Annotated in this window: 28 protein-coding genes; 18 read left to right on the top strand and 10 right to left on the bottom strand. The window is 60.5% G+C overall.

Features of this window, described 5'->3' with window-relative positions; genetic code table 11:
- Window positions 1-22: 22 nt before the first annotated feature.
- The 3 genes from AB3X55_04670 (at window position 23) to AB3X55_04660 (ending at window position 2,981) form a co-directional block, all read left to right on the top strand.
- On the top strand, window positions 23-1,387 hold the full coding sequence (locus AB3X55_04670) for a TRAP transporter large permease subunit (GenBank protein ID MEX0502868.1): 1,365 nt from the start codon (window positions 23-25) through the stop codon (window positions 1,385-1,387).
- Window positions 1,388-1,398: 11 nt separating this feature from the next.
- Window positions 1,399-2,706 (top strand): amidase, encoded by a 1,308-nt coding sequence (locus tag AB3X55_04665; GenBank protein MEX0502867.1) that lies wholly within the window; start codon window positions 1,399-1,401, stop codon window positions 2,704-2,706.
- A 74-nt stretch (window positions 2,707-2,780) separates the two neighbouring features.
- A complete protein-coding gene (locus AB3X55_04660; GenBank protein ID MEX0502866.1) occupies window positions 2,781-2,981 on the top strand; it encodes a hypothetical protein in 201 nt (66 codons plus the stop codon).
- Window positions 2,982-3,017: 36 nt separating this feature from the next.
- Here the strand turns inward: AB3X55_04660 and AB3X55_04655 are convergent, their stop codons facing one another.
- Window positions 3,018-3,950 (bottom strand): hypothetical protein, encoded by a 933-nt coding sequence (locus tag AB3X55_04655; GenBank protein MEX0502865.1) that lies wholly within the window; start codon window positions 3,948-3,950, stop codon window positions 3,018-3,020.
- A gap of 124 nt (window positions 3,951-4,074) precedes the next feature.
- A complete protein-coding gene (gene cueR / locus AB3X55_04650) occupies window positions 4,075-4,467 on the bottom strand; it encodes a Cu(I)-responsive transcriptional regulator (GenBank protein ID MEX0502864.1) in 393 nt (130 codons plus the stop codon).
- A gap of 99 nt (window positions 4,468-4,566) precedes the next feature.
- On the opposite strand from cueR, the gene AB3X55_04645 reads away from it, so the two are divergent.
- From AB3X55_04645 to AB3X55_04630, 4 genes are read left to right on the top strand one after another with little or no spacing between them, the layout of a single operon-like run.
- Window positions 4,567-5,013, top strand: a complete 447-nt coding sequence (locus AB3X55_04645) for a DUF4396 domain-containing protein (protein MEX0502863.1) — start codon at window positions 4,567-4,569, stop codon at window positions 5,011-5,013.
- Window positions 5,014-5,029: 16 nt separating this feature from the next.
- Window positions 5,030-5,383, top strand: coding sequence for a copper resistance protein CopC (locus AB3X55_04640; protein ID MEX0502862.1), 354 nt, complete (start codon window positions 5,030-5,032; stop codon window positions 5,381-5,383).
- An 8-nt stretch (window positions 5,384-5,391) separates the two neighbouring features.
- The gene (locus AB3X55_04635; GenBank protein MEX0502861.1) at window positions 5,392-6,282 is read left to right on the top strand and encodes a CopD family protein; all 891 of its coding nucleotides are present in this window, start codon (window positions 5,392-5,394) and stop codon (window positions 6,280-6,282) included.
- The gene (locus tag AB3X55_04630) at window positions 6,279-7,664 is read left to right on the top strand and encodes a multicopper oxidase family protein (GenBank protein MEX0502860.1); all 1,386 of its coding nucleotides are present in this window, start codon (window positions 6,279-6,281) and stop codon (window positions 7,662-7,664) included. Before AB3X55_04635 ends, AB3X55_04630 begins: the two co-directional genes overlap by 4 nt.
- Before the next feature lie 20 nt (window positions 7,665-7,684).
- On the opposite strand, the gene AB3X55_04625 is transcribed toward AB3X55_04630, so the two are convergent.
- Together AB3X55_04625 and AB3X55_04620 are read right to left on the bottom strand one after the other, a co-directional pair.
- Entirely contained in the window at window positions 7,685-8,311 is a 627-nt protein-coding gene (locus AB3X55_04625) for a TetR/AcrR family transcriptional regulator (GenBank protein MEX0502859.1), read from the bottom strand.
- Window positions 8,312-8,510: 199 nt separating this feature from the next.
- On the bottom strand, window positions 8,511-8,972 hold the full coding sequence (locus AB3X55_04620; GenBank protein ID MEX0502858.1) for a hypothetical protein: 462 nt from the start codon (window positions 8,970-8,972) through the stop codon (window positions 8,511-8,513).
- Between the two features lie 258 nt (window positions 8,973-9,230).
- Here AB3X55_04620 and AB3X55_04615 point away from each other — a divergent pair, with 258 nt between their 5' ends.
- Both AB3X55_04615 and AB3X55_04610 read left to right on the top strand, forming a co-directional pair.
- Window positions 9,231-10,298 carry a hypothetical protein gene (locus tag AB3X55_04615; GenBank protein MEX0502857.1) on the top strand — a complete coding sequence of 356 codons (1,068 nt, stop codon included), beginning with the start codon at window positions 9,231-9,233 and terminating at the stop codon, window positions 10,296-10,298.
- A gap of 20 nt (window positions 10,299-10,318) precedes the next feature.
- Window positions 10,319-11,056 (top strand): haloacid dehalogenase type II, encoded by a 738-nt coding sequence (locus tag AB3X55_04610; GenBank protein ID MEX0502856.1) that lies wholly within the window; start codon window positions 10,319-10,321, stop codon window positions 11,054-11,056.
- Here AB3X55_04610 and AB3X55_04605 read toward each other — a convergent pair.
- Entirely contained in the window at window positions 11,053-11,343 is a 291-nt protein-coding gene (locus AB3X55_04605) for a DUF1330 domain-containing protein (protein ID MEX0502855.1), read from the bottom strand. The genes AB3X55_04610 and AB3X55_04605 overlap by 4 nt on opposite strands.
- A 175-nt stretch (window positions 11,344-11,518) precedes the next feature.
- Between AB3X55_04605 and AB3X55_04600 the strand changes: the two genes are divergently transcribed.
- Entirely contained in the window at window positions 11,519-12,139 is a 621-nt protein-coding gene (locus tag AB3X55_04600; GenBank protein MEX0502854.1) for a glutathione S-transferase family protein, read from the top strand.
- 48 nt (window positions 12,140-12,187) lie between these two features.
- On the opposite strand, the gene AB3X55_04595 is transcribed toward AB3X55_04600, so the two are convergent.
- Complete coding sequence (locus AB3X55_04595; protein ID MEX0502853.1) at window positions 12,188-13,132, bottom strand: AEC family transporter; 945 nt, start codon at window positions 13,130-13,132, stop codon at window positions 12,188-12,190.
- Window positions 13,133-13,242: 110 nt separating this feature from the next.
- Window positions 13,243-14,214, bottom strand: a complete 972-nt coding sequence (locus tag AB3X55_04590; GenBank protein MEX0502852.1) for an NAD(P)/FAD-dependent oxidoreductase — start codon at window positions 14,212-14,214, stop codon at window positions 13,243-13,245.
- A gap of 144 nt (window positions 14,215-14,358) precedes the next feature.
- Here AB3X55_04590 and pgi point away from each other — a divergent pair, with 144 nt between their 5' ends.
- From pgi to AB3X55_04575, 3 genes are read left to right on the top strand one after another with little or no spacing between them, the layout of a single operon-like run.
- Window positions 14,359-15,873 carry a glucose-6-phosphate isomerase gene (gene pgi, locus AB3X55_04585; GenBank protein ID MEX0502851.1) on the top strand — a complete coding sequence of 505 codons (1,515 nt, stop codon included), beginning with the start codon at window positions 14,359-14,361 and terminating at the stop codon, window positions 15,871-15,873.
- Window positions 15,874-15,876: 3 nt separating this feature from the next.
- Entirely contained in the window at window positions 15,877-16,770 is an 894-nt protein-coding gene (locus AB3X55_04580; GenBank protein MEX0502850.1) for a hypothetical protein, read from the top strand.
- A 40-nt stretch (window positions 16,771-16,810) separates the two neighbouring features.
- A complete protein-coding gene (locus AB3X55_04575) occupies window positions 16,811-17,284 on the top strand; it encodes a cupin domain-containing protein (GenBank protein ID MEX0502849.1) in 474 nt (157 codons plus the stop codon).
- 3 nt (window positions 17,285-17,287) lie between these two features.
- Here AB3X55_04575 and AB3X55_04570 read toward each other — a convergent pair whose 3' ends face one another.
- From AB3X55_04570 to AB3X55_04560, 3 genes are all read right to left on the bottom strand, one after another.
- Window positions 17,288-17,488, bottom strand: a complete 201-nt coding sequence (locus tag AB3X55_04570; GenBank protein ID MEX0502848.1) for a diguanylate cyclase — start codon at window positions 17,486-17,488, stop codon at window positions 17,288-17,290.
- A 147-nt stretch (window positions 17,489-17,635) separates the two neighbouring features.
- Window positions 17,636-18,292, bottom strand: coding sequence for a carbonic anhydrase (locus AB3X55_04565; protein MEX0502847.1), 657 nt, complete (start codon window positions 18,290-18,292; stop codon window positions 17,636-17,638).
- Window positions 18,293-18,343: 51 nt separating this feature from the next.
- On the bottom strand, window positions 18,344-19,282 hold the full coding sequence (locus AB3X55_04560) for a LysR family transcriptional regulator (protein MEX0502846.1): 939 nt from the start codon (window positions 19,280-19,282) through the stop codon (window positions 18,344-18,346).
- A gap of 229 nt (window positions 19,283-19,511) precedes the next feature.
- Between AB3X55_04560 and AB3X55_04555 the strand changes: the two genes are divergently transcribed.
- The 5 genes from AB3X55_04555 to AB3X55_04535 all read left to right on the top strand — a co-directional run bounded on the left by AB3X55_04555 (window position 19,512) and on the right by AB3X55_04535 (window position 24,974).
- Window positions 19,512-19,850, top strand: coding sequence for a P-II family nitrogen regulator (locus AB3X55_04555; protein MEX0502845.1), 339 nt, complete (start codon window positions 19,512-19,514; stop codon window positions 19,848-19,850).
- 66 nt (window positions 19,851-19,916) lie between these two features.
- Window positions 19,917-21,191, top strand: a complete 1,275-nt coding sequence (locus AB3X55_04550; protein ID MEX0502844.1) for an ammonium transporter — start codon at window positions 19,917-19,919, stop codon at window positions 21,189-21,191.
- Window positions 21,192-21,392: 201 nt separating this feature from the next.
- Entirely contained in the window at window positions 21,393-22,964 is a 1,572-nt protein-coding gene (locus tag AB3X55_04545) for an ABC transporter ATP-binding protein (protein ID MEX0502843.1), read from the top strand.
- Window positions 22,961-24,067 carry an ABC transporter permease gene (locus AB3X55_04540; protein MEX0502842.1) on the top strand — a complete coding sequence of 369 codons (1,107 nt, stop codon included), beginning with the start codon at window positions 22,961-22,963 and terminating at the stop codon, window positions 24,065-24,067. The genes AB3X55_04545 and AB3X55_04540 overlap by 4 nt, the downstream gene beginning before the upstream one ends.
- Window positions 24,060-24,974, top strand: a complete 915-nt coding sequence (locus AB3X55_04535) for an ABC transporter permease (GenBank protein MEX0502841.1) — start codon at window positions 24,060-24,062, stop codon at window positions 24,972-24,974. Before AB3X55_04540 ends, AB3X55_04535 begins: the two co-directional genes overlap by 8 nt.
- Window positions 24,975-24,999: the final 25 nt, after the last annotated feature.

Below are 24,999 nucleotides of genomic sequence, written 5' to 3'. Positions count from 1 at the left end.
TTGTCTCTGATGTGAGTGCCCGATGACTGATCCACAAGTCGCCATATTGATGCTCTGCATGTTTATCGTGCTGGTGCTACTTGGCTTTCCAATTGCTTTTACGCTGCTCGCGATGGGCGTTGGGTTCGGGTATTACGCCTATTATCAGGGTGGGGTCGACAGCATCGGCGATCTGTTCAACAACAATATCTTCTATCTGTTGAACCAGAACACCTATTCGGTGATGGAAAACGACACCCTTGTCGCCATCCCGCTGTTCCTGTTCATGGGTTATGTCGTCGAGCGTGCCAATATCGTGACGCGCCTCTTCTATTCGCTACAAATGGCGGCGCGCAATCTGCCAGGGTCCATGGCCATCGCGGCGTTGGTCACCTGTGCTGTCTTCTCGACCGCGTCGGGGATCGTTGGTGCCGTGGTGACGTTGATGGGCCTGCTGGCCTTTCCGGCGATGGCCGCGGCCAATTATAACAAGCAGTTTGCCTCGGGTGTGATCTGTGCCGGCGGTACGCTTGGCATCCTGATCCCGCCCTCGATCATGCTGATTGTCTATGCCGCGATTGCTGAACTGTCGCCGTTGCGGCTCTATGCGGCGGCAATGTTTCCGGGGCTGCTTCTGGCCGGTCTGTATATCGTCTATGTGGTGATCCGGGTCTTCATGCAGCCATCGCTGGCGCCAAAGCCGCGGGCCGAGGATGTGCCGCCGGCGGCCAAGATCTATCTCGACCTTGTCGTCTCCTTTGTCCCACTCACGGTTCTTATTGCGGCTGTTCTCGGATCGATTCTCGGCGGGCTTGCAACGCCAGCCGAAGCCGCAGCGATGGGTGCGCTTGGCGGGCTTGTGCTGGCTGCCATCTATCGCTCGCTAAGCTGGACGAAGGTCAAGGAGTCCGTCTTCCTGACGGCAAAATCGACCGCCATGGTCTGCTGGCTGTTTATCGGGTCATGGACTTTTGCCTCGGTATTCTCCTATCTCGGTGGTCACGATGTGATTGAACATTTCGTGCTGTCGATGAACCTCGAACCGTGGCAGTTCCTGGTGATGGTGCAGTTGATCATCTTCCTTCTTGGCTGGCCGCTTGAATGGTCTGAAATCCTGATCATCTTTGTGCCGATCTTCCTGCCGATGCTGGATAATTTCGGGATCAACCCGTATTTCTTCGCGATGCTTGTGGCGCTGAACCTTCAGACCTCTTTCCTGACGCCGCCGATGGCGATGTCGGCCTATTATCTGAAAGGGGTGCTGAAAGACCAGATCGAGCTGATCGACATCTTCAAGGGGATTCTTCCCTATCTGGCGATTGTGATCTTCTCGATGGTCCTGCTCTATCAGTTCCCCGGGATCGCCCTGTGGCTGCCGGAATATCTGTTCGGCCCTTATATTCCATAGGGGTGTGAGCTATGCGCGCCACGGACATGGTGGTGGCTATTCGTGATGGCCACACCACTTCGCGAAAAATCGTTGAGTCATGTCTTGCGAGGATCAACGACGATGCCGCGCTTTCGGCATGGGCGTATGTCGATGCCGAAGGGGCGCTGGCCCAGGCCAATGAATGCGACAGGCTGCGCCAGGCTGGAAGGCCGCTGGGGCGTCTTCACGGGGTTCCCGTCGGGCTGAAGGACATCATCGATGTTGCCGGCATGCCGTGTGAATGCGGCGCGGTTGCCATGGCCGGGCGCGTGCCAGAGGCCGATGCGCGCCTTGTCGAGGCACTGCGCTCAGAAGGTGCGGTGATCCTTGGCAAGACGGTGACAACCGAACTGGCCTTCATGCAGGCTGCCGCCACCCGCAATCCGGTCAACCCCGCGCACACGCCCGGCGGGTCTTCATCCGGGTCGGCAGCCGCCGTCGCCGCCGGTCATGTGCCGCTTGCGGTGGGTTCGCAAACCAACGGGTCGGTGATCCGCCCGGCATCCTTTTGCGGCACCTTCGCCATCAAGCCGACCGCCGGTATCATCTCGCGTACCGGGGTGCTGGCAACGTCCGGAACGCTCGACCAGATGGGTGTCTTCGGCCAGTCGCTCGAGGATATCGGCCTGCTGTGTGATGTTCTCGGCGGCTATGATCAGCGTGATCCGGCAAGCTATGCACGGCCGCGTCCGGCGATGCGCGCCGGGGCCGGTGCCGAGGTGCCGATCGAGCCGAATTTCATCTGGTTCGACATGCCCTATTTCGACCGGCTGACGCCGGCCGCGCGTGCCGGTATGGACGAACTTCTGGATGCGCTTGGCGACCGGGTGGAACGCATTGATGCCGCCGATTCCTTTGCCGGGTTCATCGCCGCGCAGAAGATCATTCACGGCCATGAATATGCCGATCTTCTTGGCTGGATCCTTGATGAAAACCCGGACGGCATCAGCAAAGGATCGCAGGACGCCATCGCGCTTGGCCGGACCTATGGCCAGGCCGCCTATGACGAGGCGCGGGATATGCGCCGCCAGGCCATCGGCTTTTTTGCGACGCTGTTCACCGAGTTTGATGCGGTGATCTCGCCGTCGGCGCTTGGCGAGGCACCCTTGTTTGAGGATGGCACCGGCGATCCGATCTGCCAGACGATCTTCACGCTGGCGGGATTGCCGGCGGTGACAATGCCGCTGCTGGTCGGTGACAACAACCTGCCGATCGGGGTACAGTTGATCGGCGGCGCTGAAGAGGATGACAGGCTTCTTCGTACGGCGAACTGGACGCTGGCCGCGCTGGCGGCCTGAAGGACAGAAAGATTAGGGCCGGCAGATGCCGGCCCGAACCCCGTTGATGCGGGACGTAACAGGAGGACACAGATATGCTTTCACACAAGACACGGTTGGCGACAGCGGCCATTGGCACGGCACTTGTGATGATCTTTGTCTTTGGTCTGGCGCACAGCATCTCAACCGGCTTTGCCGGGTTCTGGGGCGGGCTGCCGTTCTGGATCATCGCCATCGGTGTGATGGCCATGGCCGCCTACGACTTCTATGACGAGGCCGTCCGCAAGCGGGATTAGGGGCGTCAGAACTGGATGTTGTACGGGTGCTGACGATTAGCGGTTGGCCAATATGGCTTTTGGATCAAATCGTCTGATATGTCTGACAAGTGTTGCTGCAACGAAGGCACCGAGGCAGGTGATGACAATGGCATTCAGGATTACCACCAACAGATTTAAGGTAAATGGTGTCAAATCTGTATCGATGGTAATAGAAAATCCACCATCGAACCCGATGATGACAGCTTCCGGCCAGAGCAACCATGCGAGGCCGATTTCCAAAGATAAAATGGCCGGAATGTAAAGAAACAGATATCCGGTGATCCGGGCTGCGGTGCGGCTCACAGACCCCTGCGGCGCAATCTCTGCACATCGTGCGAATGCCTCCCTGAATTTTATCCGCGTCACCGTTCTCGCCGCGATGCCGACACCGGTAGACAAACGAACATAAACATAGACCCCTAGAAAATGGATTGTGAAGGCGACAGCCAGCAATGCCGGAATGGCAATCAGAATACCCAAATAGGCTGGACTGTCTGATTTCAGAAAAAATGTTTTAATCAATGGAATGAATATTAGGTTCAGAGTGAGGTAGGATGTCACAAGTCCAATCAGGAAGAACGTCGCCAGGCCCCACAGCGCGGCAAGCCCCTGTTGGATTGCCACATAGCGAAAGTGGGATTTCGATGGCTGTTGCTCACTGGTGCCAAATTCGGTACTCAGCCATCTTGTCAAGAGCCAGCAATAGCCAAGGAACAGCGCAAGAATATGAAGGCAAAATAATGCCCCTGAAATCAGGAAGAAACTCAGTGGCGCATCGCCTCCTTCTGTCGGCAATGCACGCGCGTCTCCCTTGAAAAGGTTGGCGTTTACAAAATATAGAATGTCAGCAGTCACAACAGTCACCGCACTCACAGCAAGCGGCCACTTGCCGATCTCAAGTCCCGTTTTCAGATCCGAGAGCAGCGAAGGCTGGGATGGTGCTGTCATGTCCGATCACCCCTTTGAATAAGGTTTTCAGGACAGACTGAGGGGTTTAACCTCTTTTGGCCATGCTTTCAATTTCGTGAAGAAATTGTAAATAAACCATTAAATTCAATTGGCAACACAGCCGTCACCCACCCCCGCTCAGCGCGTTCAGGATCGGGCAGTCGGGGCGGTTGTCACCATCACAGGCCGATGCCAGCCCCGACAGCTCGTCTTTCAGTGACTGCAGTTCGGCAAGCCGTGTGTCGATCTCGCCGATCTTCTTCAGTGTCAGCGCCTTGACCTCGCGGCTTGGCCGGTTGCGGTCCTCATACAGCATCAGCAGCTCGCGGCATTCCTCGACCGAAAAATCGAACTTGCGGGCCTTGCCGACAAATTGCAGCTTTGCCACGTCATCATCGCCATAATTGCGATATCCGGTGGCCGGATCCTGATGCGGTGTGACCATGCCGATATTTGCATAGTACCGCACCGTCTTTACCGTCAGGCCGGCGCGCCGCGCCGCTTCACCAATCTGCATCCACATGATCCTTTCGTGCCACAAGGCGGTCTTTCCACGGGAAGGGGCTTTACCTTCCCCTTGGGGGAAGGCTTACATAGGGGGCATGTGGAGGTCAAGATGACAGCAATTACATCGACATTGGGAATCAGCTGGCGGTGCCGCCATACATGGCGGCGCGCGTCCTACAACACCTCATGGTGCCTTCTTGGCTGCGCGATCGGTGATCTTGGCACGATTTTGTTCTTTCAGGTTACCGGCATTCCGTGGCCTGTCTGGGCGATCATGTCGCTTGCCATCATGAATGGGCTGCTGACCTCGATCATTCTGGAAACGGTGATCCTGTCGCGCCAGATGCCGCTGCGTCTGGCGCTGAAGACGGCGCTTGGCATGTCGCTGATCTCGATGATCGGCATGGAGGCGGCGATGAATGTCACCGATGTGCTGCTGACGGGCGGTGCGATCCTGACATGGTGGGCGGTGCCGATCATGCTGCTGGCGGGGTTTCTGGCACCGCTTCCCTATAATTACTGGCGTCTGAAGGCGCTTGGCAAGGCATGCCACTAGGCGGGAAGACCGGATCATGACGCGATTTCTCCTGTCTCTGTTCACCGGCCTGTTCCTGAGCGTTGCGGCACGGGCGCATTCGCCGCTGACATCCGTCACGCCGGCTGATGGCGCGCAGCTGGCAACGGCACCGACGACCATCGAAATGCGGTTTCGCGACGCCTCGCGGCTGATCAGGTTTGATCTTGTCCGTGACGAGGGTGGGGCGGATATCGACCTTGATGACGCGCATCTGATGGTCGAGGCGGTCGACCATGTTGTTGTGCTGCCGCCGCTTGCGGGTGGGCGCTACACCGCCAGCTGGCGGGCGATGGGCGAAGATGGCCATGTGATCAAGGGGCGTTTTTCCTTCACCGTCGCGCCGCGGTGAGCTGGCAGATGTTCGAGATCTGGGACGTCCTGAGGCCGCTGACCAAATTCGGTCTGTATCTGGCGATGTTCCTGGCCGCCGGGGGGCTGATTTTCGAGCTGCTGTTCCGTCGTCAGATGCCGGAACAGACGCAGCGCTTTGTCAGTCTGCTGGTTGCCGTCGCGGCCTGGGCGGGGCTTGTCCTTGTCGGGGCGCGGCTGGCGGTGGCGGCGGGAAGTCTTGGCGGGGATCTTGCCAGCGCGGTTGATCCGGTGCTGCTGGATCTGGTCATCAAATCGCCGCTTGGCCTGTCGAGCGTGGTGGCGGGGATCGGCTTTGCGATGATCACCGTCATCAACAGGGTCAAGGCGCGCGGCGAGCTGTCGGCGCGGGTCGTTGCCGCGGCGACGGTGTTGCTGTCGCTGACCGTTGTCGGTCATGCAACGATGCAGGGTGCCATCACGGGCGTGCTGCTGGCGCTGCATCTTGGCGGCGTGGCCTTCTGGCTTGGGGCATTACTGCCATTGCGCCAGATGTGCGGCGCGGCGGGTGATGCGGATCAGGCATTGGTGCTTGCCGATGTCGCCGACAGATTCGGTCGCATCGCCCAGCATGTGGTTGCGGTGCTGATTGTTGCGGGCGTGGCCTATGCGGCGCTTTTGCTGGGATCGGTCACGGCGTTGCTGACCACCGGCTATGGGAGGGCGCTGCTTGTCAAAATACTGCTTGTGGCAGGCCTTCTGGGGTTGGCGGCGCGGAACAGGTTTCACATTGTGCCGGCGCTTCAGGCAGGTGATCTTTCGGCAGCGACGAGGCTGCGCCGGACGATCGATCACGAAATTCTGGCGGCGCTGGCGATACTGGTGATGAGCAGTTTGCTGACAACGTCACTGACCCTGCCATTGGGGGACATGGGATGAAAAGACGAAGCTTTATCAAGGCCGGTATCAATGCCGGTGTTATGGCAACCATGATGACAGCACTGCCGCTACCATCGCGTGCGGCCGGCGTGCGCCGCTATGCCGTTACCGCCGCACCGGCAGCCCGGCACCTTGGTCCGGCCGACCGCCCGGCGACGGATCTGTGGCTCTATGGCGGCACTTCGCCAGGCCCGCTGATCGAGGGTGTCCGCGGTGAGGAGATCGAGGTCGAGTTCCTGAACAATCTGGAAGTGCCGACCACGATGCACTGGCACGGCATCCGCAACCTGAACGAGATGGACGGGGTGCCGGACCTGACCCAGTCTGCCATCGAGCCGGGAGACAGCTTTACCTATCGGTTCCCGCTGCGTGATGCGGGGACATTCTGGTACCACGCCCACAACAAGGGATGGGAGCAGCTGGCGCGGGGGCTCTACGGCCCGCTGATCGTGCGTGAGGCGGACCAGGCCGCCGGGCCGCGTGATATCACGCTTGTCGCCGATGACTGGCGCCTTGATGAGGATTACCAGATTCACGAAGACAGTTTTGGCTCGCTCATGGACTGGTCGCATCAGGGGCGGCTCGGCAACTGGCTGACTGTGAATGGCGCGACCGATCCCGACATCCAGGTGGCGGCGGGACCGGTACGCCTGCGTCTGATCAATGCCGCCAATGCGCGAACGCTGACCTTCCGCCTCGACAATCTGCTGCCAATGCGGGTTGTCGCGCTGGATGGCGCGCCCTGCACGCCGTTCGAGGCCGAATCCATCCGCGTGGCGCCGGCACAGCGGGTCGACATCATGGTCAAGCTTGCCAAGGGCATCACACGCCTTGAAGAGGTCAGCACCGCAGATGCCGTCAGCGCCGCACGCCTTGTCGCCGCGCAGGATGACATGCCGGCGGGCCCCGTGCCGGTCGGCACGACCTGGTATGACCGCCCGGACACCGCCGGGGCGCGTGTGATCGACATCCATATGCAGGGCGGGGCGATGGGCAATCTCGATTCCGCCATGTTCGAGGGCGAGATGCTGCCGCTTCGACAGCTTGCCCGTGACCATTCGAAATTATGGGCCTTCAACGGTGTGGTTGGTGGCTATGACCACATGCTTGCCGATCTGTCCCTTGGCGAAGTGGCCATTCTGCGCGTTCGCAATGACACAAGATGGGAGCATGCGATGCATCTTCACGGGCAGCATTTCTGGGTGAAATCGCGCGAATTCGGCGATGTCGCGCGTGATGTGCTTCGTGACACCTATCTGATGGCCCCGGGTGAGGTTGCTGATCTGGTATTTGTTGCCGACAATCCGGGTCTGTGGCTGTTCCATTGCCATATGATGGAACATCATGCAGCCGGGATGGGTGGTGTGATCAGCATCGGCTGACGGCCTGTCTGCGCCGGGGGTTACCGAAGACAGGCAAGGGTGGCAAGGCAATTTGCCACAAAGCTGGCGCGCTCCGGTACCGATATGGGCGGGGTGCCGGTATCTGCCACACCGTCCGGCTGATCGGCAATCTGCGCGGCACCGGTGACGATGGTGTAATAGGCCCAGGACAGATCCTCGGCCCCGCTTTTATCCACATAGCCGTAATGCACAAGCAGTGTGGCGAGCCCGGCCAGCTGGTCGGATGTATCGGCTGTCAGCCCGGCGAAAGCGGCGGGGTTCAGCTTTGGTGCCATCGTGGCGGTCAGGTGGTTTGTCAGATGACGCAGAAGTGGCTGCATGGCAAAGCTTTCAACAAACAGACGGTTGAAGCCATCACGGGGCAGGGGATGGCTCGCGGCCATCAGTGAGCGGTTGAAATCCGCCAGCCATCGCTGGACAAGCTTCTGATATATAACCAGAAACAGCGCCTCGCGATTGGGAAAATAATTGTAGAGCGCCGGTTTTGTCAGATTGCAGGCAATGGCGATATCCTGCATCGACAGAGCGTAGATCCCGCGCGCACCAAGCTGTGCGGATGTTACCGCGATGATTTCATCGCGCCGCGCCGCCTTGGCGGTTTCAGATCGTGCGCGTCTGGTGGTCATGGCTCTGTTTCATATTAAATTTATAGCGGTAATTTAATAAAATACCATTAGTAAATTATATTGACGGCTTGCCGATGTAAAGCCCCTGTGTCGCATCCCCGATCCAGCGGACAAAGGCCTGGCCACGGGGTTGCTGTGACGATGGCAAAAATCTTGCTTCGGTTGTGGTTCTGCGATCGCCAGGGAAATCTGATCCGGTCTAGAAGATCAGCTCTCTGTTTTCCTTGATGCACCGATAGCGTTCGACGACAAGCGCCGACCGTTCATCCGATGTCTGGCTATATCCTTCAAAGACCGTGTCGCCGCTGGTGCGCGAGACGAATATCTGGCGATGCTCGTCATCATCGCGTGCCTCGCAGGCCACCTTCATTGCCGACAGATCGCATTGCGAGGGCGCGAACAGCACTTCGTCAGACGGAGCGTCGATGATGGTGGCGCCCTTTGCAGTGTCTATTTCGATGCGGATCCGGCGTGTTGCCTTGTGTCGTTCCTCGATTTTCAGGTCTGCGGCCGTGAAAGCCAGAAGCCGCGATCGGGTTTCGCCGTCACATTGCAGATGAATGTCGTTTATGGCCGGCGATGCGTCGCTGGCCGAGGCTGTCGCGGGGCCCGATACCAGCGCGACGGCAAGCAGAAAGGCAATTCTGTCAGGAAATGTCATCGGCAGATCAGATCAGTTCCGGTCATCGCAGCCGGATGGCTGGCAAAGCTGGTGTCGTGAACGGAATTCCAATCCCTTTCCTTTTGGTTACAACAATCTGCATCAAGGTGTGAACCGGCATGCCGACCGGGCCCGATGGAGGAGCAGTTTTCCGTGCATTTACCTTTACAAGCAATATCTAATGTAATGGGGCAAGGCTTATCCGGCTGAAATCACAGCATCGCATCGGCGGTAGCAGGCTTGTCTTTCAGCCGGCACATGCGCTACCACAGTGGGATGCGGTCCTTTGTTGAAAAAACACCTGCTGAACAGGGGTTTGGCGCCAGCTGGCGACAGGAAGTCGTGCCGTGTCTGGAACGCGAGGAGGCGCGCCGTCGCCGTCGCATCATCGGCGGCAGCCTGATCACCGGCTGTATGGTCGGCGTTGCCGGTGTGGTTCTGTTGCAGCAGGCGCAGCTCGTCAGCCTCGGCTTTCCGGTGTCGTCGCTTACCCGGATGCTTGTCCTGGCACTGGCGGGTCTGGTGGCAGTCATCACCTGGATGGTGCTGTTGCCGGTCAATGGGCCGGGGGCGTTCAAGGGAACGGGTGCCGTGCGGCGTGCCGTTGAGCTGCATTTTGCCAACCTGTTGACACAAGCCGACAATGCCGGCTTTGCCGAGGTGATCCTGCAGGATCTGGTGACGGACAACATTCTTCCCGATCGGCATTACACCCTGATGGCGGCCTATGCCGGAACCTATGGTGATTGCCGTATCTGGATGATTGAGGCCGCTGTCGACCGGCCATCAAACCGGCCATCAAAGAGTGGTCATGACGGGGCGGATCTGCTGGTGTTTCGTACCAGTCTGCCATTCCGGCTGCCGGGGGAGACACGGGCCGACAGTCGGGCTGACCATCTGTCGTCGATAGTTGCCGGCCAGCATGGTATTGCCGGTTATGACGCCGACCATGACGAGGTCAATGAGATCTTTACCATCGCCACAACCGATACAGGCGCGGCGGCACAGCTGTTCACATTTGGGTTTGCCGAGACGCTGTTGCGGGTGCATGAACACCTTGCCAGCCCGTTGTCGCGGCGGCGCGGCGCGCAACCCCACCTTTCGCTACAGGCGACGCGGGGAAGTCTTGTGATAGCGGTCGACATGCGGGCCGGTGGCGGCATCGGCGCCGCGGCACGCGATGCCGAACAATTGGCGCGCGAACTGATCGTGCAGTTTGCCACGCTTCCCGCGCTTGTCGACGGTATGCAGGGCGAGGCGGATACATCGCCTGTTTTTTTGACGCCGGCTTCGGGTAAGGCCCCGCGCCGCGCCATGTCCGTCTAACTCAAAATGGGGGTGGCATTATGAAGCTGTCTGATTTTTCGGTGCTGACTTTTGACTGCTACGGCACCCTGATTGACTGGGAATCCGGGATGATCGCCGGCCTCAGGCCACTGACCGATCGCGTGGCGGCGCATGGCGGCAGACATCTTGACCGCAATATGATCCTCGAGGCGCATGCAAGGCAGGAATCAACGCACCAGCGCCAGACACCCGGCAAGCGCTACAGTGACGTTCTTGCCTGTGTCTATCGCCGACTTGCCGAGGAATGGGGCATGTCAGTCAGCTGGGACGAGGCGATGGCATATGGCCGCTCGGTTGCAGACTGGCCGGCCTTTGCCGATTCAGCGGACGCGCTGGCCTATCTGAAGCAGCATTTCAAGCTGGTCATTCTGTCGAATGTGGACAATGCCAGCTTTGCGCACAGCAATAACAGGCTTGGCGTGGCGTTTGATGCCATTTACACGGCCGAGGATGTCGGCAGCTACAAGCCTGATGACGGCAATTTCACCTATATGCTGGCCCAGCTTGAGACGCTTGGCATCGGCAAGGCGGACATTCTTCACACAGCCGAAAGCATGTTTCATGACCATGCGCCCGCCAACCGTCACGGGCTGGCGAATTGCTGGATCTACCGGCGCCATGCGGACAAGGGATTCGGTGCCACCATGAACCCCGGTGACATGCCATCCTATGATTTTCAATATACCAGCATGGCGGCGATGGTTGAGGCCCACAAGGCCGAGCTGGCGGGTGGTTAGAGGGCGTCGAGAACCCTGATATCCCGGTCTGCGGCATCGCCCAGCGTCGCCAGCGCATCGGCATAGGCATCGCTGTTGTAAGTGTCGATGGCGGCCTGGGCGCTGGGGAATTCAATCAGCACCGTGCGCGTCGCCTGGCTGCCTTCAAGCATTTCGACCGGCATGCCCCGCGACAGGAACGTACCACCGCCGGCCGCGATCGCACTCGTTGCCTTCTTGGCATAGGCCGCCAGTTGGTCTTCGTCATGAATAGCCCGGTAAATGGCCAGCCAGTATCCCTTGCTCATCTTCATCTCCTGTTGCCCTGACAGCCCATGACGGGCGGCATGTCGTTGTATCTCCGGCAACATTAGAAACCGCCGCCACGGCGGCGTCAATGTGCTGTTGGGCGGCTTGACGGTTGAGCGGCGACATTATCGCGGCTATCGTCGGGATATCACCGCTTCATGCAAGGACATCGTGATGATTCTCTATTCTTCCCCGGCCTCGCCCTTTGGGCGCATGGTCAAGCTCACCGCCTATTGTCTTGGCCAGATTGACGATATTGACGTTCGCGCGACAAATACCGGTGACCCCGATGACGGCATCCGTCAGGTAAACCCCCTTGGCAAGATTCCGGCGCTTGTCATTCCCGGTCAGGGCGAGGCTGATGCCGCCACGCTGTATGACAGTCGGGTGATTGTGGAATATCTCGACTCACTTGCCGGTGGCGGGCATATCATCCCGGCTGGTGGGCCTGAGCGGTTTGCCGTGCTGACCCGTATGGCGCGGATGGTGGGCATGCTCGATGCCGCCCTGCTGGTGGTTTATGAGGGCAGGTTCCGGCCGGCCGAAATGCGGGTTGAAAGTTTTGTCGACTATCAGCGCGACAAGATCATTCGCGTTCTGGAAACGGTCGGCACTCCGGTATATCGGAACGGGGCGATGCCCGATGCCGGCGAGATCACCCTTGTCTGTGCGTTGGACTATCTTGATTTCCGGCAACAGCTGAACTGGCGTGACCACGCCCCGCAGCTGGTGGACTGGCTGGCGGCCTTTGCCGCGGATGTGCCCGGCTATGCCGAGACGCTGCCGCGCGACTAGCGCCGGTATATGGTCTGATCTGCTGCTGGCATCGCTGCCGGGTTCCGCTCACACCACCTTCATGATGATGTAGAGCGCAACCGGCACGGTGATGCTGGCCAGAATGGTGGTCATCAGAATGGCCGAGGCGCTGCGTCCGGTATAGCCGCCATAATGATCCGACAGCACGAACACATTCGCTGCCACAGGCAGGCAGGCCGACAGCAGCGCTGCCTTGATCCACAGCGGATCGACACCGGGAAGCAGCAGAAACAGCGCCGCCATCAGCAATGGATGGATGATCAGCCGCGCCACACTGATTGCGGTCAGCTCGCCAATGGCGTTCTTCAGCGGCTGGCCATAGACCGTCGCACCAAGCGCAAACAGCGCCACCGGGGCTGCCGAGTCCGCAATCATGTCCAGAAGCGTGGCCAGCATGCCCGGTGTCGGCACGTCGCCTGCCGCGTAGGCCAGGCCCAGCACCGCCGAGATCAGCAGCGGATTCTTGGCGACGGTGGCAAGGGCCTTCCACAGGGTTCTGCCAATCGCCCCTCCGCCGGCGTCGGTATTCGATGTCGCAAACCAGCCTGTCAGCACCAGAAGGACAACCGTATCCATCGCCAGGATCAGGGCAAGTGGCAGCGCTGCAGCATCGCCAAGCGCAAGAATGGCCAGGGGTACGCCGATATAGCCATAATTGGGATAGGCGGCGTTCAGCCCGAAAATGCCGCTTTCCAGCCGGGACAGTGAAAAGAGTGGCCGGGCAACAAGTGCCGACATGATGAAGACAATGGCGGTCGCCAGCTCATACCGCCAGATGAACCCCCAATTCAGGAAATCCAGCGCACTGCCCGCGCCGATCTTCACAAACACCATCGTCGGCATCGCGATGAAGAAGGCATATTTCGCCATCATCCTGGCATCGCGTTCGTCGACGAAGCCGATCGCCCGGCAGAACATGCCGAGAAAGATCAGCGCGAAGAAGGGGATGGTCAGGTTGAGAACGACGGACATTTGGGTGACGGGGTTGACAGAGGGATGACGAGACAGCTGTGGGGCTGGTGCGCCCGCAGCGACATGCTGTCTGCATTACAGGTAATATCCGGCGGCGACAAGCGCGCTGATCAGGCCCCGGACCGCATCGCAAGCAGTGATTCCATCGCATGATGGCCCGACAGAAAGGCATCCTCGACACGGGCACCGGCCACCCAGTCACCGGCAATGCCGATCATGCCATCGGCCGAATGACGGGGCGCATCCGGTGATGCCGCTTGCACAACTCTGGCAAAGCGCCATCTGTGCGCGGCCATATAGTCCGGTGCCGGCAGTGATGTTCCGGTTGTCTCCTGCCAGGCTGCCAACAGACGTCCGGCAATCTGGTCGGCCTCGCCTTCCAGTTCCGTTTCGCTCCAGTCCGGCGCGCCCTGTACGGTCAGCGCGGCGCCGGGCTGGTCGGTGCCGCCGGGACGCTGACTTTCCCAGCATGCCCATCCGACCGGCCCGCTCTTGGCGCTCACCGGGTCTGCCATGCTGGCCAGCGAGGCGTCGGCAAACCCAAACATGCCGGTCCAGCAGGGTGCGTAGACCGCACTGCGCGCGGTGGTGGCCAGTTCCGGGGCAACGGATTCAAGAAGGCGTGCCGTCTGTGGGGCCGGGGCGGTAACCAGTATCTGACGTGCCTGTGCCACCGGCCCGTTCTTGTCATGAAGCGTCACCACCCCGCCGTCACGTGTGATCGCGGTGATCTCGACCTGCTGGTGGATGGTGTGACCCGCGCCAAGATGGGCGGGAAGGTCACGCATCGTCGGCGCGCCGCAGAAGGCATTTCGGCCAGCAACCTGCCAGGGCACAAGCGCGCCGTCTGCCGTGGCTGTTTCGCAGGCGGCAATGAAATCGGGGTGCCGCGCCGTCAGGAACTGGGCACCGTGATTGAAGGTGAAGCCGTCGGCCCGGCGGGTCGATACCCGGCCACCGATGCGCCGTCCCTTGTCGAAGATACAGAGCGAGCGCCCCGCAGCACGCGCGCGGCGCGCGGCGGCAAGCCCCGCCATACCGCTGCCGATGATAAGGATGTCGAAGGAATGTGGTGAAGACATGAACCTGTTCCGTAATCCGCCCCGGTGTGGATCATTCCATCAACAGGGTACTGGCATGAATTTCTCCGGCATCGATTGCCCTGCTGGCGCCGTCATCCGGATATGGGTATGGTGTCGGCAAATCACCAGCCGGGATCAGGGGATATGCTGTCAACAAACGCCGCTGCCATGCTTCGGGACGAGGCTGCCGCACTTCACAAGATTCATCTTCGCGATCTGCTTGGCGATGCCGGGCGTGCGCAGGGTCTTGTCCATGAGATGGGCGATCTGCGGGTCGACCTGTCGCGGCAGAAGGTAACGGCGCACACGATGCGCTGTCTGCTTGATCTGGCAACACAGACCGGGCTCGAGGCAAGCATTGCCGCCCTGTTTGCCGGCGAGCGGGTCAACCGGTCCGAGGATCGCGCCGTCGTCCATATGGCGCAGCGCGCCGCTGAACGCCGCAACAGCGCGGAATTTGCACGATTGTCTGCCTTTGCCGAGACGGTGCGCAAGGCTGATGTTGCCGATGTGGTGAATATCGGCATTGGCGGGTCCGATCTGGGGCCGGCAATGGTCAGCGCCGCGCTGGCAGGGCATGCCAGCGGGCCGCGTGTGCATTATGTATCGAATGTCGATCCAAGCCATCTTCATGATGTGCTGGTATCATGCGACCCGTCCCGGACCATGATCATCGTGACGTCGAAGACCTTCACAACGGCAGAGACGATGCGCAATGCGGCGCTGGCGCGGGAATGGCTTGGCGCGCCCGGTGCCGGCAGCATGGCGGCGGTAACCGCAGCACCGCAGGTGGCGCGTGACTGGGGGATCGACCCGGACCATATCTTTGATTTCGACCAGGGTGTCGGCGGGCGCTATTCGCTGTGGTCGGCGGTTGGTCTGCCGGTGATGATTGATCTGGGGCCGGCCTGCTTTGCCGAGATGCTGGCTGGCGCGGCGGCGATGGATGATCACTTCCGTACCGCGTCGCATGCTGAAAACCTGCCTGTGCTGCTGGGGTTGCTTCGGGTCTGGAACCGCAATTTCATGGGCTGTGCGACGCATGGCATCATGCCCTATGACCAGCGGCTGCATCTGGTGCCGGCATGGGCGCAGCAGCTGGAGATGGAATCCAACGGCAAGTCGGTGACGGCGATGGGCGAGTCCATCGACTACGCCACCACGCCGGTCATCTGGGGGACGGCCGGCACCGGGTGTCAGCACAGTTTCTTCCAGGCCCTGCATCAGGGGTATGATATCGTGCCGCTGGACATTCTTGTGCCGCTGCAGCCGTCGGGGCTGCAGCTTGCCGGTGACTGGGCGGCAAGTCACCGGGTGCTGGTTGCCAATGCGGTGGCACAGGCCGAGGCGCTGGCCATCGGCAGCCCCAACAGCGCCGAACCACACCGGCATTTTGCCGGTGACCGGCCATCGACCATCATCAGCTGGGATGCCACCACGCCCTTTGCGCTTGGCAGGCTGCTTGCCCTTTACGAGCATGTGACGGTGGTCAGCGGCTTTGTCTGGGGAGTCAACAGCTTTGATCAGTGGGGGGTCGAACTTGGCAAGGTGATGGCCAAACAGGCCGAAGCGGTTCTGGCCGGCGAGGCGAGCGCCGACGGGTTGAGCGTGACAGCGGCCGCGCTTCTGGCGCGCATGCCGGATCCATCTGACGGCTGATCCTTGTTCCGCGGTTTCATTGGCATCGACTGGTCGGGCGCGCGTGGGCCGCGCCAGCCCGGAATCCAGGTCGCACGGGCCGGTCCCGGACATGGCGCACCCGCAACCATATTTCCTGCCGACGGGCGGCATTGGGGCCGCGAGGCGGTCTGTGACTGGCTGCTGGGCGAGGTGGCGGACACATGCGAGGCACCGGTTCTTGTCGGGATTGATTTTGCCTTTGCCCATCCCTTCATCGATGAAGGGGCCTATTATCCGGGGCTTGCTGACTCTCCGTGTGACCCGGCGGCGCTGTGGGCACGGGTCGAAGCCGAATGCCGTGCTGATCCGCATCTGTATGGCGGGGCGATGTTTTCGGCACCGGGGCTTGCCGATTACTATCTGTCGCCGCGCCACCACCGCGCACCGCGCTACCGCAGCCGCCGGCGGGTGACCGAACTGGCGGCGCGGGCCTCGGCGCGGGCACCGTCACCGACCTTCAAGGCCATTGGGGCGGACAATGTTGCCACAGGTTCGATGGCCGGTATGCGGTTGATCCAGGCGTTGCGGGGTGCGCTGGGGCCGCGCCTCGCCGTCTGGCCCTTTGATCCGGTTGATCCGCCAAGGACGGGTGGATTGGCGATGGTGCTGGTGGAAATCTTTCCAAGCTATTATTTCCATCTTGCCGGCTTCAACCCGGCCAGGAATGCCGCCGCCGACCCGGCCTTCATGAATGCGGCGCTTGCCGCCTATGACAGTGCCGGTGTCGGGCCCGATTTCGCGCCGCGCGGGGCCGATGCCGACGAGGCGGACGCCATCATTTCGGCCGCTGCCCTGCGCTGGTTCGCGGGCAGGGCGGATAGCTGGACAAGACCGGCCGCCGCCAGTGAAGGCTGGATTTTCGGTGTGCCGGATTAAATGGTGTTATGGTTACCGAATTCGTCAACAGGAGCAGCACATGCCAAAAATCAACCTTCAGGACGTCCCGGTTCAGGGCCGCCGCGGCTATCCCGAACCCTATACCGGCGAGACGGCGGGTTATGAGCAGCAGCGTGTTGGCGACGCGGCCGGTCTTGCCAAAATGGGAATCAACCGTGTTGTCCTGCCGCCACAGTCAAAGACTGCACTTCGGCATTGGCATGAGGTTGATGATGAATTCGTGATCGTGATCTCGGGCGAGGTGGTGCTGCGTGAAGAGGATGGAGAGACGCTGCTTCGTGCCGGTGACTGCGCCGGGTTCAAGGCCGGTGTCGCGAACGGTCACGCCATCGAGAACCGCGGCGATGAAGCTGCGGTGCTGTTTGAAATCGGTACCCGTGACGATGTCGAGACGGTGCATTATCCGGATGTCGACCTCCGTTTGGAGATACGTGACGATGTCAGGCGCTTCGTCCGGGGGGACGGCACGCCTTATCCAAAATCGGGCGATTGAACGTCAGGCGTTGGCAGCCAGATAGACGGCGCGATGCCAGTGGAAGATGCCAATTGTCAGCGCGATCAGCGCGGCAAGCAGGGCATAGATCAGCAACCGTTTCCGGCGATCGGCCATGTCGGATTTGCCAATCTTGTCGATGGCGAGGAATATGATCCCCGCCGCCAGAAGAAATCCGCCGCCGCCAACCAATACCGTATCCATGCCATCCCTCCGCTGTTGCCGGGGCGCAGTCTTGTCAGGCCTGTGGTCAGCCCATGACGGCGCCTGTGGCAGAATGTCACGGGGTGAGCATGGCATGAAAGTGGCGACGCGACAACGCTGTTGCGCGCAAGGTTTGTGTGGGGATTGTCAGGCGGATTTGCTGACGGGTTCGAAATCGGTGCCGTTGTAATAGAACAGGCTGCCTTCGCCGATATTGTTCCACAGACCGTGGATCGACAGCGTTTCCGCCTCGACCGCTTCGCGAACAAAGGGAAAGCCCATCAGATTGTGCATCGATTCCACAATCCCCTCGCGTTCCAGCGCGGCGATCTGGTCGGTTTCGTTGCCCTTGCCGACAACACGGTCATAGGCCGGGCGGAGAATGTCCATCCAGCGGCCAACAAAGCTCGACCGTTCCTCAAGCTCCGGCGCATCGCCGTTGCACATCCGGAAACAGCCATTGATCCCGCCGCAGCTTGAATGGCCAACAATGATCACATGCGATACCTTCAACGCGCAGACGGCATATTCCAGCGCCGCCGAGGTGCCGTGGTGATCGCCGTCCGGGTTGTAGGGCGGTACCAGATTGGCGACATTGCGGTGAATGAAGAACTCGCCCGTGTCCGAGCCGAAGATCGAGGTGACATGCACACGGCTGTCGCAGCATGAGATGATCATCGCGCGCGGATGCTGTCCATCTTCGGCAAGATGTTTGTACCACACCTTGTTTTCGATGAATTTTGTCGCTTTCCATCCTTCATAGCGCTGCACGAAATAAGGGGGCAGCGGCAATCCGATCGTCATGGCAGTCCTCTTTTCCTGTTCTCCCTTTCTACAGCGCATGGGCGCGAAAATCTACTGGTCCACATCGTCGCTGTAGGTTGTGCGAAGCCTGGTGATGATGTCATCGAGGAACTTTGCCGCCGCCACGGGAAGCACGCGCCCCTTCAGATGGCAGATATGAAGCGTTCCCACCGGCACATCGGCGGGGTCGATCGGCCGCGCGACAAGGCGCGGGTCGAATTCAGACGTCCGGTCGCCGACCCCGCCAGCCTCGGTAGCAGCTATGGCGATGGGGATTTGAAAGAAGATCGATGATTCGAAATGCAGAAAATTCTGCATGAATTCGAAACTGTCCGATTCCAGGACCACCTCCATATCGACATTCCGCCGCAGCAACCCGCTATCCAGAAGTTGGCGCACACCACTTTGTGCGGTTGGCAGAACCAGCCGCTCGCCGGCCAGATCCCGCAGCCGGATCATCTCGCGTCCGGCCAGCCTGTGATCGGTCGGCATCACACAGTGGATCTGCTGGCGAAGCGTTGCCGCGACATGGACATGCGCGGCCCGGATCGGGGCAAAGATCAGCGCAATGTCGGCGTCGAGGGAAAACAGCCGGGCTTCGGCCTCTTCGCCGTAACAGCGGGCCAGATTGAAGCTGACGGCGGGGTGTTCGGCGCGGTAGGCGGCAATGGTTTCCGGCAGCAGCCGTCGCAGCGCATCGGCACCACTGGCGATCTGGACATGGCCGCGCCGAATGCCGCTGAGATCGGCAATCTGCGACTGCACCCGCGCCAGATCGGCGAATTGCGAGCGAATATGCTGCACGAAGATTTCGCCGGCTGTATTCAGCCGCACCCCGCCAGGCAGCCTTTCGAACAGTGGCTGGCCGATTTCGTCCTCTATTTGCAGGATGCGCCTGTTCAGCGCCGTCGAGGTGATGGCCAGTTTGTCGGCCGCCTTGCGAATTGATCCCTCTCGGGCAACCACATCGATGAATCTCAGGCTGGTCATGAACCGCATGGTCAGAAACTCCACAGCATCGGTAACGCGTGGCTTCCTATAGCAGCGTGATGCAAAAATTGCACTGCTTACCTGCAAAATTAGCAGAATTGCATTTCGCCCAGTCCTGATACCACCACCGCATCACAGATGGCTGGTGCCGCACCCCTCCCGCGGGCCAGCCATCAACAGACCTGTCGCATGGAACCGTGATGGCGGCAGCGCAAAGGAAGGACGGACTATGAAATATATCGTGGCAATCATTCAACCCGGTCGCCTTGCCGCCGTGCATGAAGCCCTGGTGGCAATTGGCATCGAGGGGCTGACCACATCGGAAGTTCAGGGATATGGGCGTCAGAAAGGCAAGACCGAAGTCTATCGTGGCTCCGAATACACCGTGAATTTCCTGCCGAAAGTGAAGATCGAAATCGCCGTTGGCGCGGACATGGTCGAAGCGGCCTGTGACGCCATCAAGGGCGCCGCCGAGTCGGGCAAGATCGGCGACGGCAAGGTGTTCGTTCTGGACCTCGAATCAGCCCTGCGGATCCGCACGGGCGAAGCTGGCGTTGCGGCGCTGTAAGACCAAGGAGTTTTCCCAATGTTGAAATCCGTTTCCTCTGTTCTGGCAATCGCCGCCGCTGGCGCGATGCTGGCCACACCGGCACTGGCACAGGACGTGCCGGAACATGGTGTCTTTATCCTGAACTCGCTGTTGTTCCTGATCGGCGGTGTGCTGGTCATGTTCATGGCCTGCGGCTTCTGCATGCTCGAGGCGGGTCTTGTGCGGGCCAAGAACACCACCACCCAGCTGACCAAGAACGTGGCGCTCTTTTCGATTGCCGCAGTCGGCTATTATCTGATCGGCTACAATCTGATGTATCCGCTTGGCACCTGGTCGGTTGACGGAATCCTGTCGGGCGTCATCGGTGTTGCGGCGATGGAGGCTGTCGGCGTCGCGCCCGAGGCCGCCGACGATCTGTCATATGCCGCGACGGCGTCGGACTACTTCTTCCAGCTGATGTTCTGTGCCGCGACGGCATCGATCGTCTCGGGAACGGTTGCCGAGCGTATCAAGCTGTGGCCGTTTCTGCTGTTCACACTCATCCTGACCGCCGTCATCTATCCGTTCCAGGCAAGCTGGAAATGGGGTGGCGGGTTCCTCGACGAGATGGGCTTTCTTGATTTTGCGGGGTCGACAGTCGTTCACTCCGTTGGAGGTTGGGCGGCGCTGGCCGGTGCCCTTGTTCTCGGTGCACGGACCGGGAAGTACAGGGATGGCCGCGTCGTTCCAATGCCTGGTGCAAACCTGCCGCTGGCAACGCTTGGCACATTCATCCTGTGGCTTGGCTGGTTCGGCTTCAATGGCGGCTCACAGCTTGCCATGGGTACGGTCAGTGATGTTGCGGATGTATCGCGCATCTTTGCCAACACGAATGCTGCGGCGGCCGGCGGTGCGATTGCGGCGCTGATCCTGACACAGGTCTTCTACAAGAAGGTCGATCTGACGATGGTGCTGAATGGCGCGCTGGCAGGTCTGGTGTCGATCACGGCTGAACCGCTGACTCCGTCGCTTGGTGCTGCAACCCTGATTGGTGGTATCGGTGGCGTGATCGTGGTCTTTGCCGTCCCGATGCTGGACAAGCTGAAGATCGACGATGTTGTCGGCGCCATTCCGGTACACCTGATTGCGGGCATCTGGGGCACGCTGGCGGTCGCGCTGACCAATGCCGACGCATCGTTCGGCACGCAGCTGACCGGCATTGTGATTGTCGGTGTCTTCACCTTCGTCGTCTCATGGATCGTCTGGACCATCCTGAAGGTGACAATGGGCATCCGTGTCACCGAGGAAGAAGAGCTTGCCGGTCTTGATAACGCCGAACTTGGCATGGAAGCCTATCCTGAGTTTTCTCGCCAGGTGTAATCCTGACCGACGTGATCCTGACCGACGTGATCCTGATCAACGTGATCATGATCATCTCGCCCGACCATAAAACCCCCCGGCCAGCCTGTCTGGCCGGGGCTTTCCATTGCCAAGCTTTCTTTGCAGTTTTACCGCATTGGTCGTATTATTCGGTCCACCGGCGGCACCGTCTGCCGGACCTCTCATTCTGCTGAGCCATTCATGACCGCATCCCCCAGGCCATCCCGCAACCCATCAAGATCAGTGCTGCTGAAGGCCACCGGAATCTGCAAGCATTTTGGGGATTTTACGGCCAATGACGATGTGTCCTTCAGCATCGGCGAGGGCGAGATCCACGCGCTTCTTGGCGAAAACGGTGCCGGCAAATCGACATTTGTGAAAATGGTCTATGGGCTTCTTCAGCCCGATTCGGGCCAGATCGAATGGCGCGGCACGCCGACCAGCATCCGCAATCCACAACATGCCCGCGAACTTGGCATCGGAATGGTGTTTCAGCATTTTTCGCTGTTTCAGGCATTGACGGTGGCGGAAAACATTGCGCTGGCGCTGCCACCGGGAGAATCGCTTGCCGATCTTTCCGACCGGGTGCGTCAGATGTCGAACGACTATGGCATTGGTGTCGATCCCGATGCGCGGGTGCATAATCTGTCGGTTGGCCAGCAGCAGCGTGTCGAGATTGTGCGCTGTCTGTTACAGGATCCGTCACTTCTGATCATGGACGAGCCGACCTCTGTTCTGACACCGCAGGAGACCGGCCAGCTGTTCGATGTTCTGCGGCGGTTCTCCGAAGCTGGGGTCGCCATCCTGTTCATCTCGCACAAGCTGGAAGAAATCCGCGCGCTGACCGAACGTGCAACGGTGCTGCGGCGCGGCCGCAATGTGGGGACAGTCGATACGGCCGGGCAGAGCAGCAAACAACTTGCCGAAATGATGGTCGGTGGCAGTGTGGGAGACATCGACAGGCAGGCGCGCCCCGGTGCCGGGGCGACTGCGCTTCTCGAGGTGTCATCGCTGAACAGACCTGCCGCCACGGCGTTCGCCACGCCGCTTCGCGACATTTGTCTCGCGGCGCGGGCCGGCGAGGTTCTCGGTATTGCCGGCATTGCCGGGAATGGGCAGGACGAGCTGATGGAAGCGCTGACCGGTGAATGGACAAGCCGCGAGGCCGGAGTGATCTGCATCGACGGTGTTGATATTACCGGCCAAGGCCCATCGCGCCGTCGCCAGCTGGGGCTCGGCTTTGTCCCCGAAGAGCGCAACGGCCATGCCGCGGTGCCCAGCATGACACTGGCTGACAATGCACTTCTGACCTCGCATTCACTTGGCGATGTTGTGGTGCGCGGCCTTGTCGACACGAACGCGACCCTGGCGATGGCGGCGAAGGTGGCCAATGATTTCGATGTCAGGCTGCCGCAGGACAATCCGCTTGCCTCGGCGCTGTCCGGCGGCAATCTGCAGAAATTTGTCGTTGGCCGTGAAATTTCCAGACGGCCACGGGTTTTCATCGTGTCACAGCCGACCTGGGGTGTTGATGTCGGTGCTGCGCTGTCGATCCGTACCGCAATCCTCGACCTTGCCGCCGGTGGCTCGGCGGTGGTGATGATCTCGCAGGATCTGGAAGAAATCTTCGCCATATCGCACCGCGTCGCGGTTCTGTATGACGGGTCGCTGTCCGAGGTGATGGTCACCGGCGATGTCACACCCGAGGCGCTGGGGCTTCTGATGGGGGGTGGCGAAATGACGGTTGAAACGGCGGCGGAGGCGAAGGCATGATTTCGCTGACCCCGCGCAAGGAAATCCCGCTGACGCTGACAATCACGACAACGCTTGTGGCGATTGCGCTGACGCTGGTGATCGGGGCGATGATTTTCGGTGTGCTTGGCTATGATCCGCTGGCGGCGCTCTATCAGTTCTTCATCGCGCCGGTGTCGCACGGATATCAGGTGGCGGACCTGTTTGTGAAGGCATGCCCGCTGATCATCATTGCCAGCGGTCTTGTCTTTGCCTATCGGGCGAATGTCTGGAATATCGGGGCCGAGGGGCAGATGATCCTCGGCGCGATGGCGGCGGGGTTTGTGGCGCTCAGCTGGCCGAATCTGCCGGGGCCGGTGATGATGCCGGCGATGATCCTTGCCGGCATGCTTGGCGGGCTGGCCTGGGGGATGATTCCGGCACTGCTGAAGACGCGGTTCAATACCAACGAGATTCTGGTCTCGCTGATGCTGACCTATGTTGCCGTGCTGCTAATCGACTGGACGGTGCGGGGGCCCTGGCGCGACCCGATGTCCTTCGGCTTTCCGCTGACCCCGATGTATGCGGATGCGGGACTGATTTCGCGGGTCGAACTTCCCGGCATCGGTCGGCTTGGCCAGCTCCACTGGGGGGTCGCCGGGGCGCTTGTCTTCTCGCTTGCGGCATGGTTCATCCTCGGTCGATCCATCCTCGGCTTCCAGGTCAAGGTGATGGGCGACGCGCCGCGCGCCGGCAGGTTTGCCGGGTTCAGCCCGGCCCTTGTGACAATCATCGTGATGGCCATTTCAGGCGGCGCGGCCGGGCTTGCCGGCATGGTCGAGGTGTCGGCGAATATTGGCCAGCTGCAGCCTGATATTTCATTCGGTTATGGCTTTACCGCCATTATCGTGGCCTTTCTGGCGCGGCTGAACCCGCTGGCCGTGATTGTCGCCGGGCTGGTTGTCGCGCTGGCCGAACTTGGCGGGGACTCGGCGCAGATTGCGCTGGCGATGCCAAAGGTGGTGACGGGCGTGTTCAAGGGTATTCTGCTGTTCATGCTGCTGGCCGGCGAGACGTTCAACCGCTATCACGTGACATTCAGCCTGCCGCATCGCGCCAGACTGCAGGGAGAGAGCGGTGCTTGAAGATCTCATCCTCACCGTCCTCATGACGTCTGTGCCATTGGTCTACGCGGCGACCGGCGAACTTGTTGTCGAGCGTAGCGGCGTTCTCAATCTCGGGGTCGAGGGCATGATGCTGATGGGGGCGGTGGCCGCCTTTGGCGTTGCCATGGTCAGTGGCAGTCTTGTTCTTGGCGTGATCGCCGGCGGGTTGGCGGGCATGCTGACCGCCGCGCTGTTTGGCATTCTGGTTCTGGGCTTTGCCACCAACCAGGTGGCGACGGGCCTTGCCCTGACGATTTTCGGGGCCGGGCTGTCGGGCCTTGTCGGCGCACCGCTGATCGGTCATGCCATCGAGGGTCTGCCGGTGCTTCGAATCCCGTTTCTGTCCGACCTGCCGACCGTTGGCAAGCTTGTCTTCTCGCATGACCTGATGGCCTGGGGTGCCGTCATTCTGGTTGCCGCGGTGGCGTATTTCCTGAAACGGACACGTGCGGGTCTCGTGCTGCGCGCCATCGGTGACAATCATGACAGCGCGCACGCCCTTGGATATTCGGTTCTCGGTGTACGTTTCATGGCGGTGTTGTTTGGCGGGCTCATGGCCGGGCTTGGCGGTGCCTATCTGCCGCTGATGCTGACACCGCATTGGGCCGAGGGTATGACCGCCGGGCGCGGCTGGATCGCGCTGGCGCTGGTGGTGTTTGCCTCATGGATGCCGTGGCGGGTGCTGGTCGGTGCGCTGATTTTTGGCGGCATCACCATCATGCAGCTTGCCGGTCAGGCGCGTGGCTGGACGATCCCGTCACAATTCCTGTCCATGCTGCCCTATCTTGCTACCATCGTCGTTCTTGTCCTGATATCAAGAAACAGAGAATTTGCGCTGGCGAACTCGCCGGCCTGTCTGGGGCGTGTTTTCCATGCCGGTAAATGAAGTTCGGCCTGTAATGGGAACTCCG

The sequence above is a fragment of the Alphaproteobacteria bacterium LSUCC0719 genome, assembly GCA_040839025.1.
Classification (GTDB): domain Bacteria; phylum Pseudomonadota; class Alphaproteobacteria; order Puniceispirillales; family Puniceispirillaceae; genus UBA8309.
Note: the sequence above shows the minus strand (reverse complement) of the source record. Positions and strands in the feature narration are given on the sequence as shown.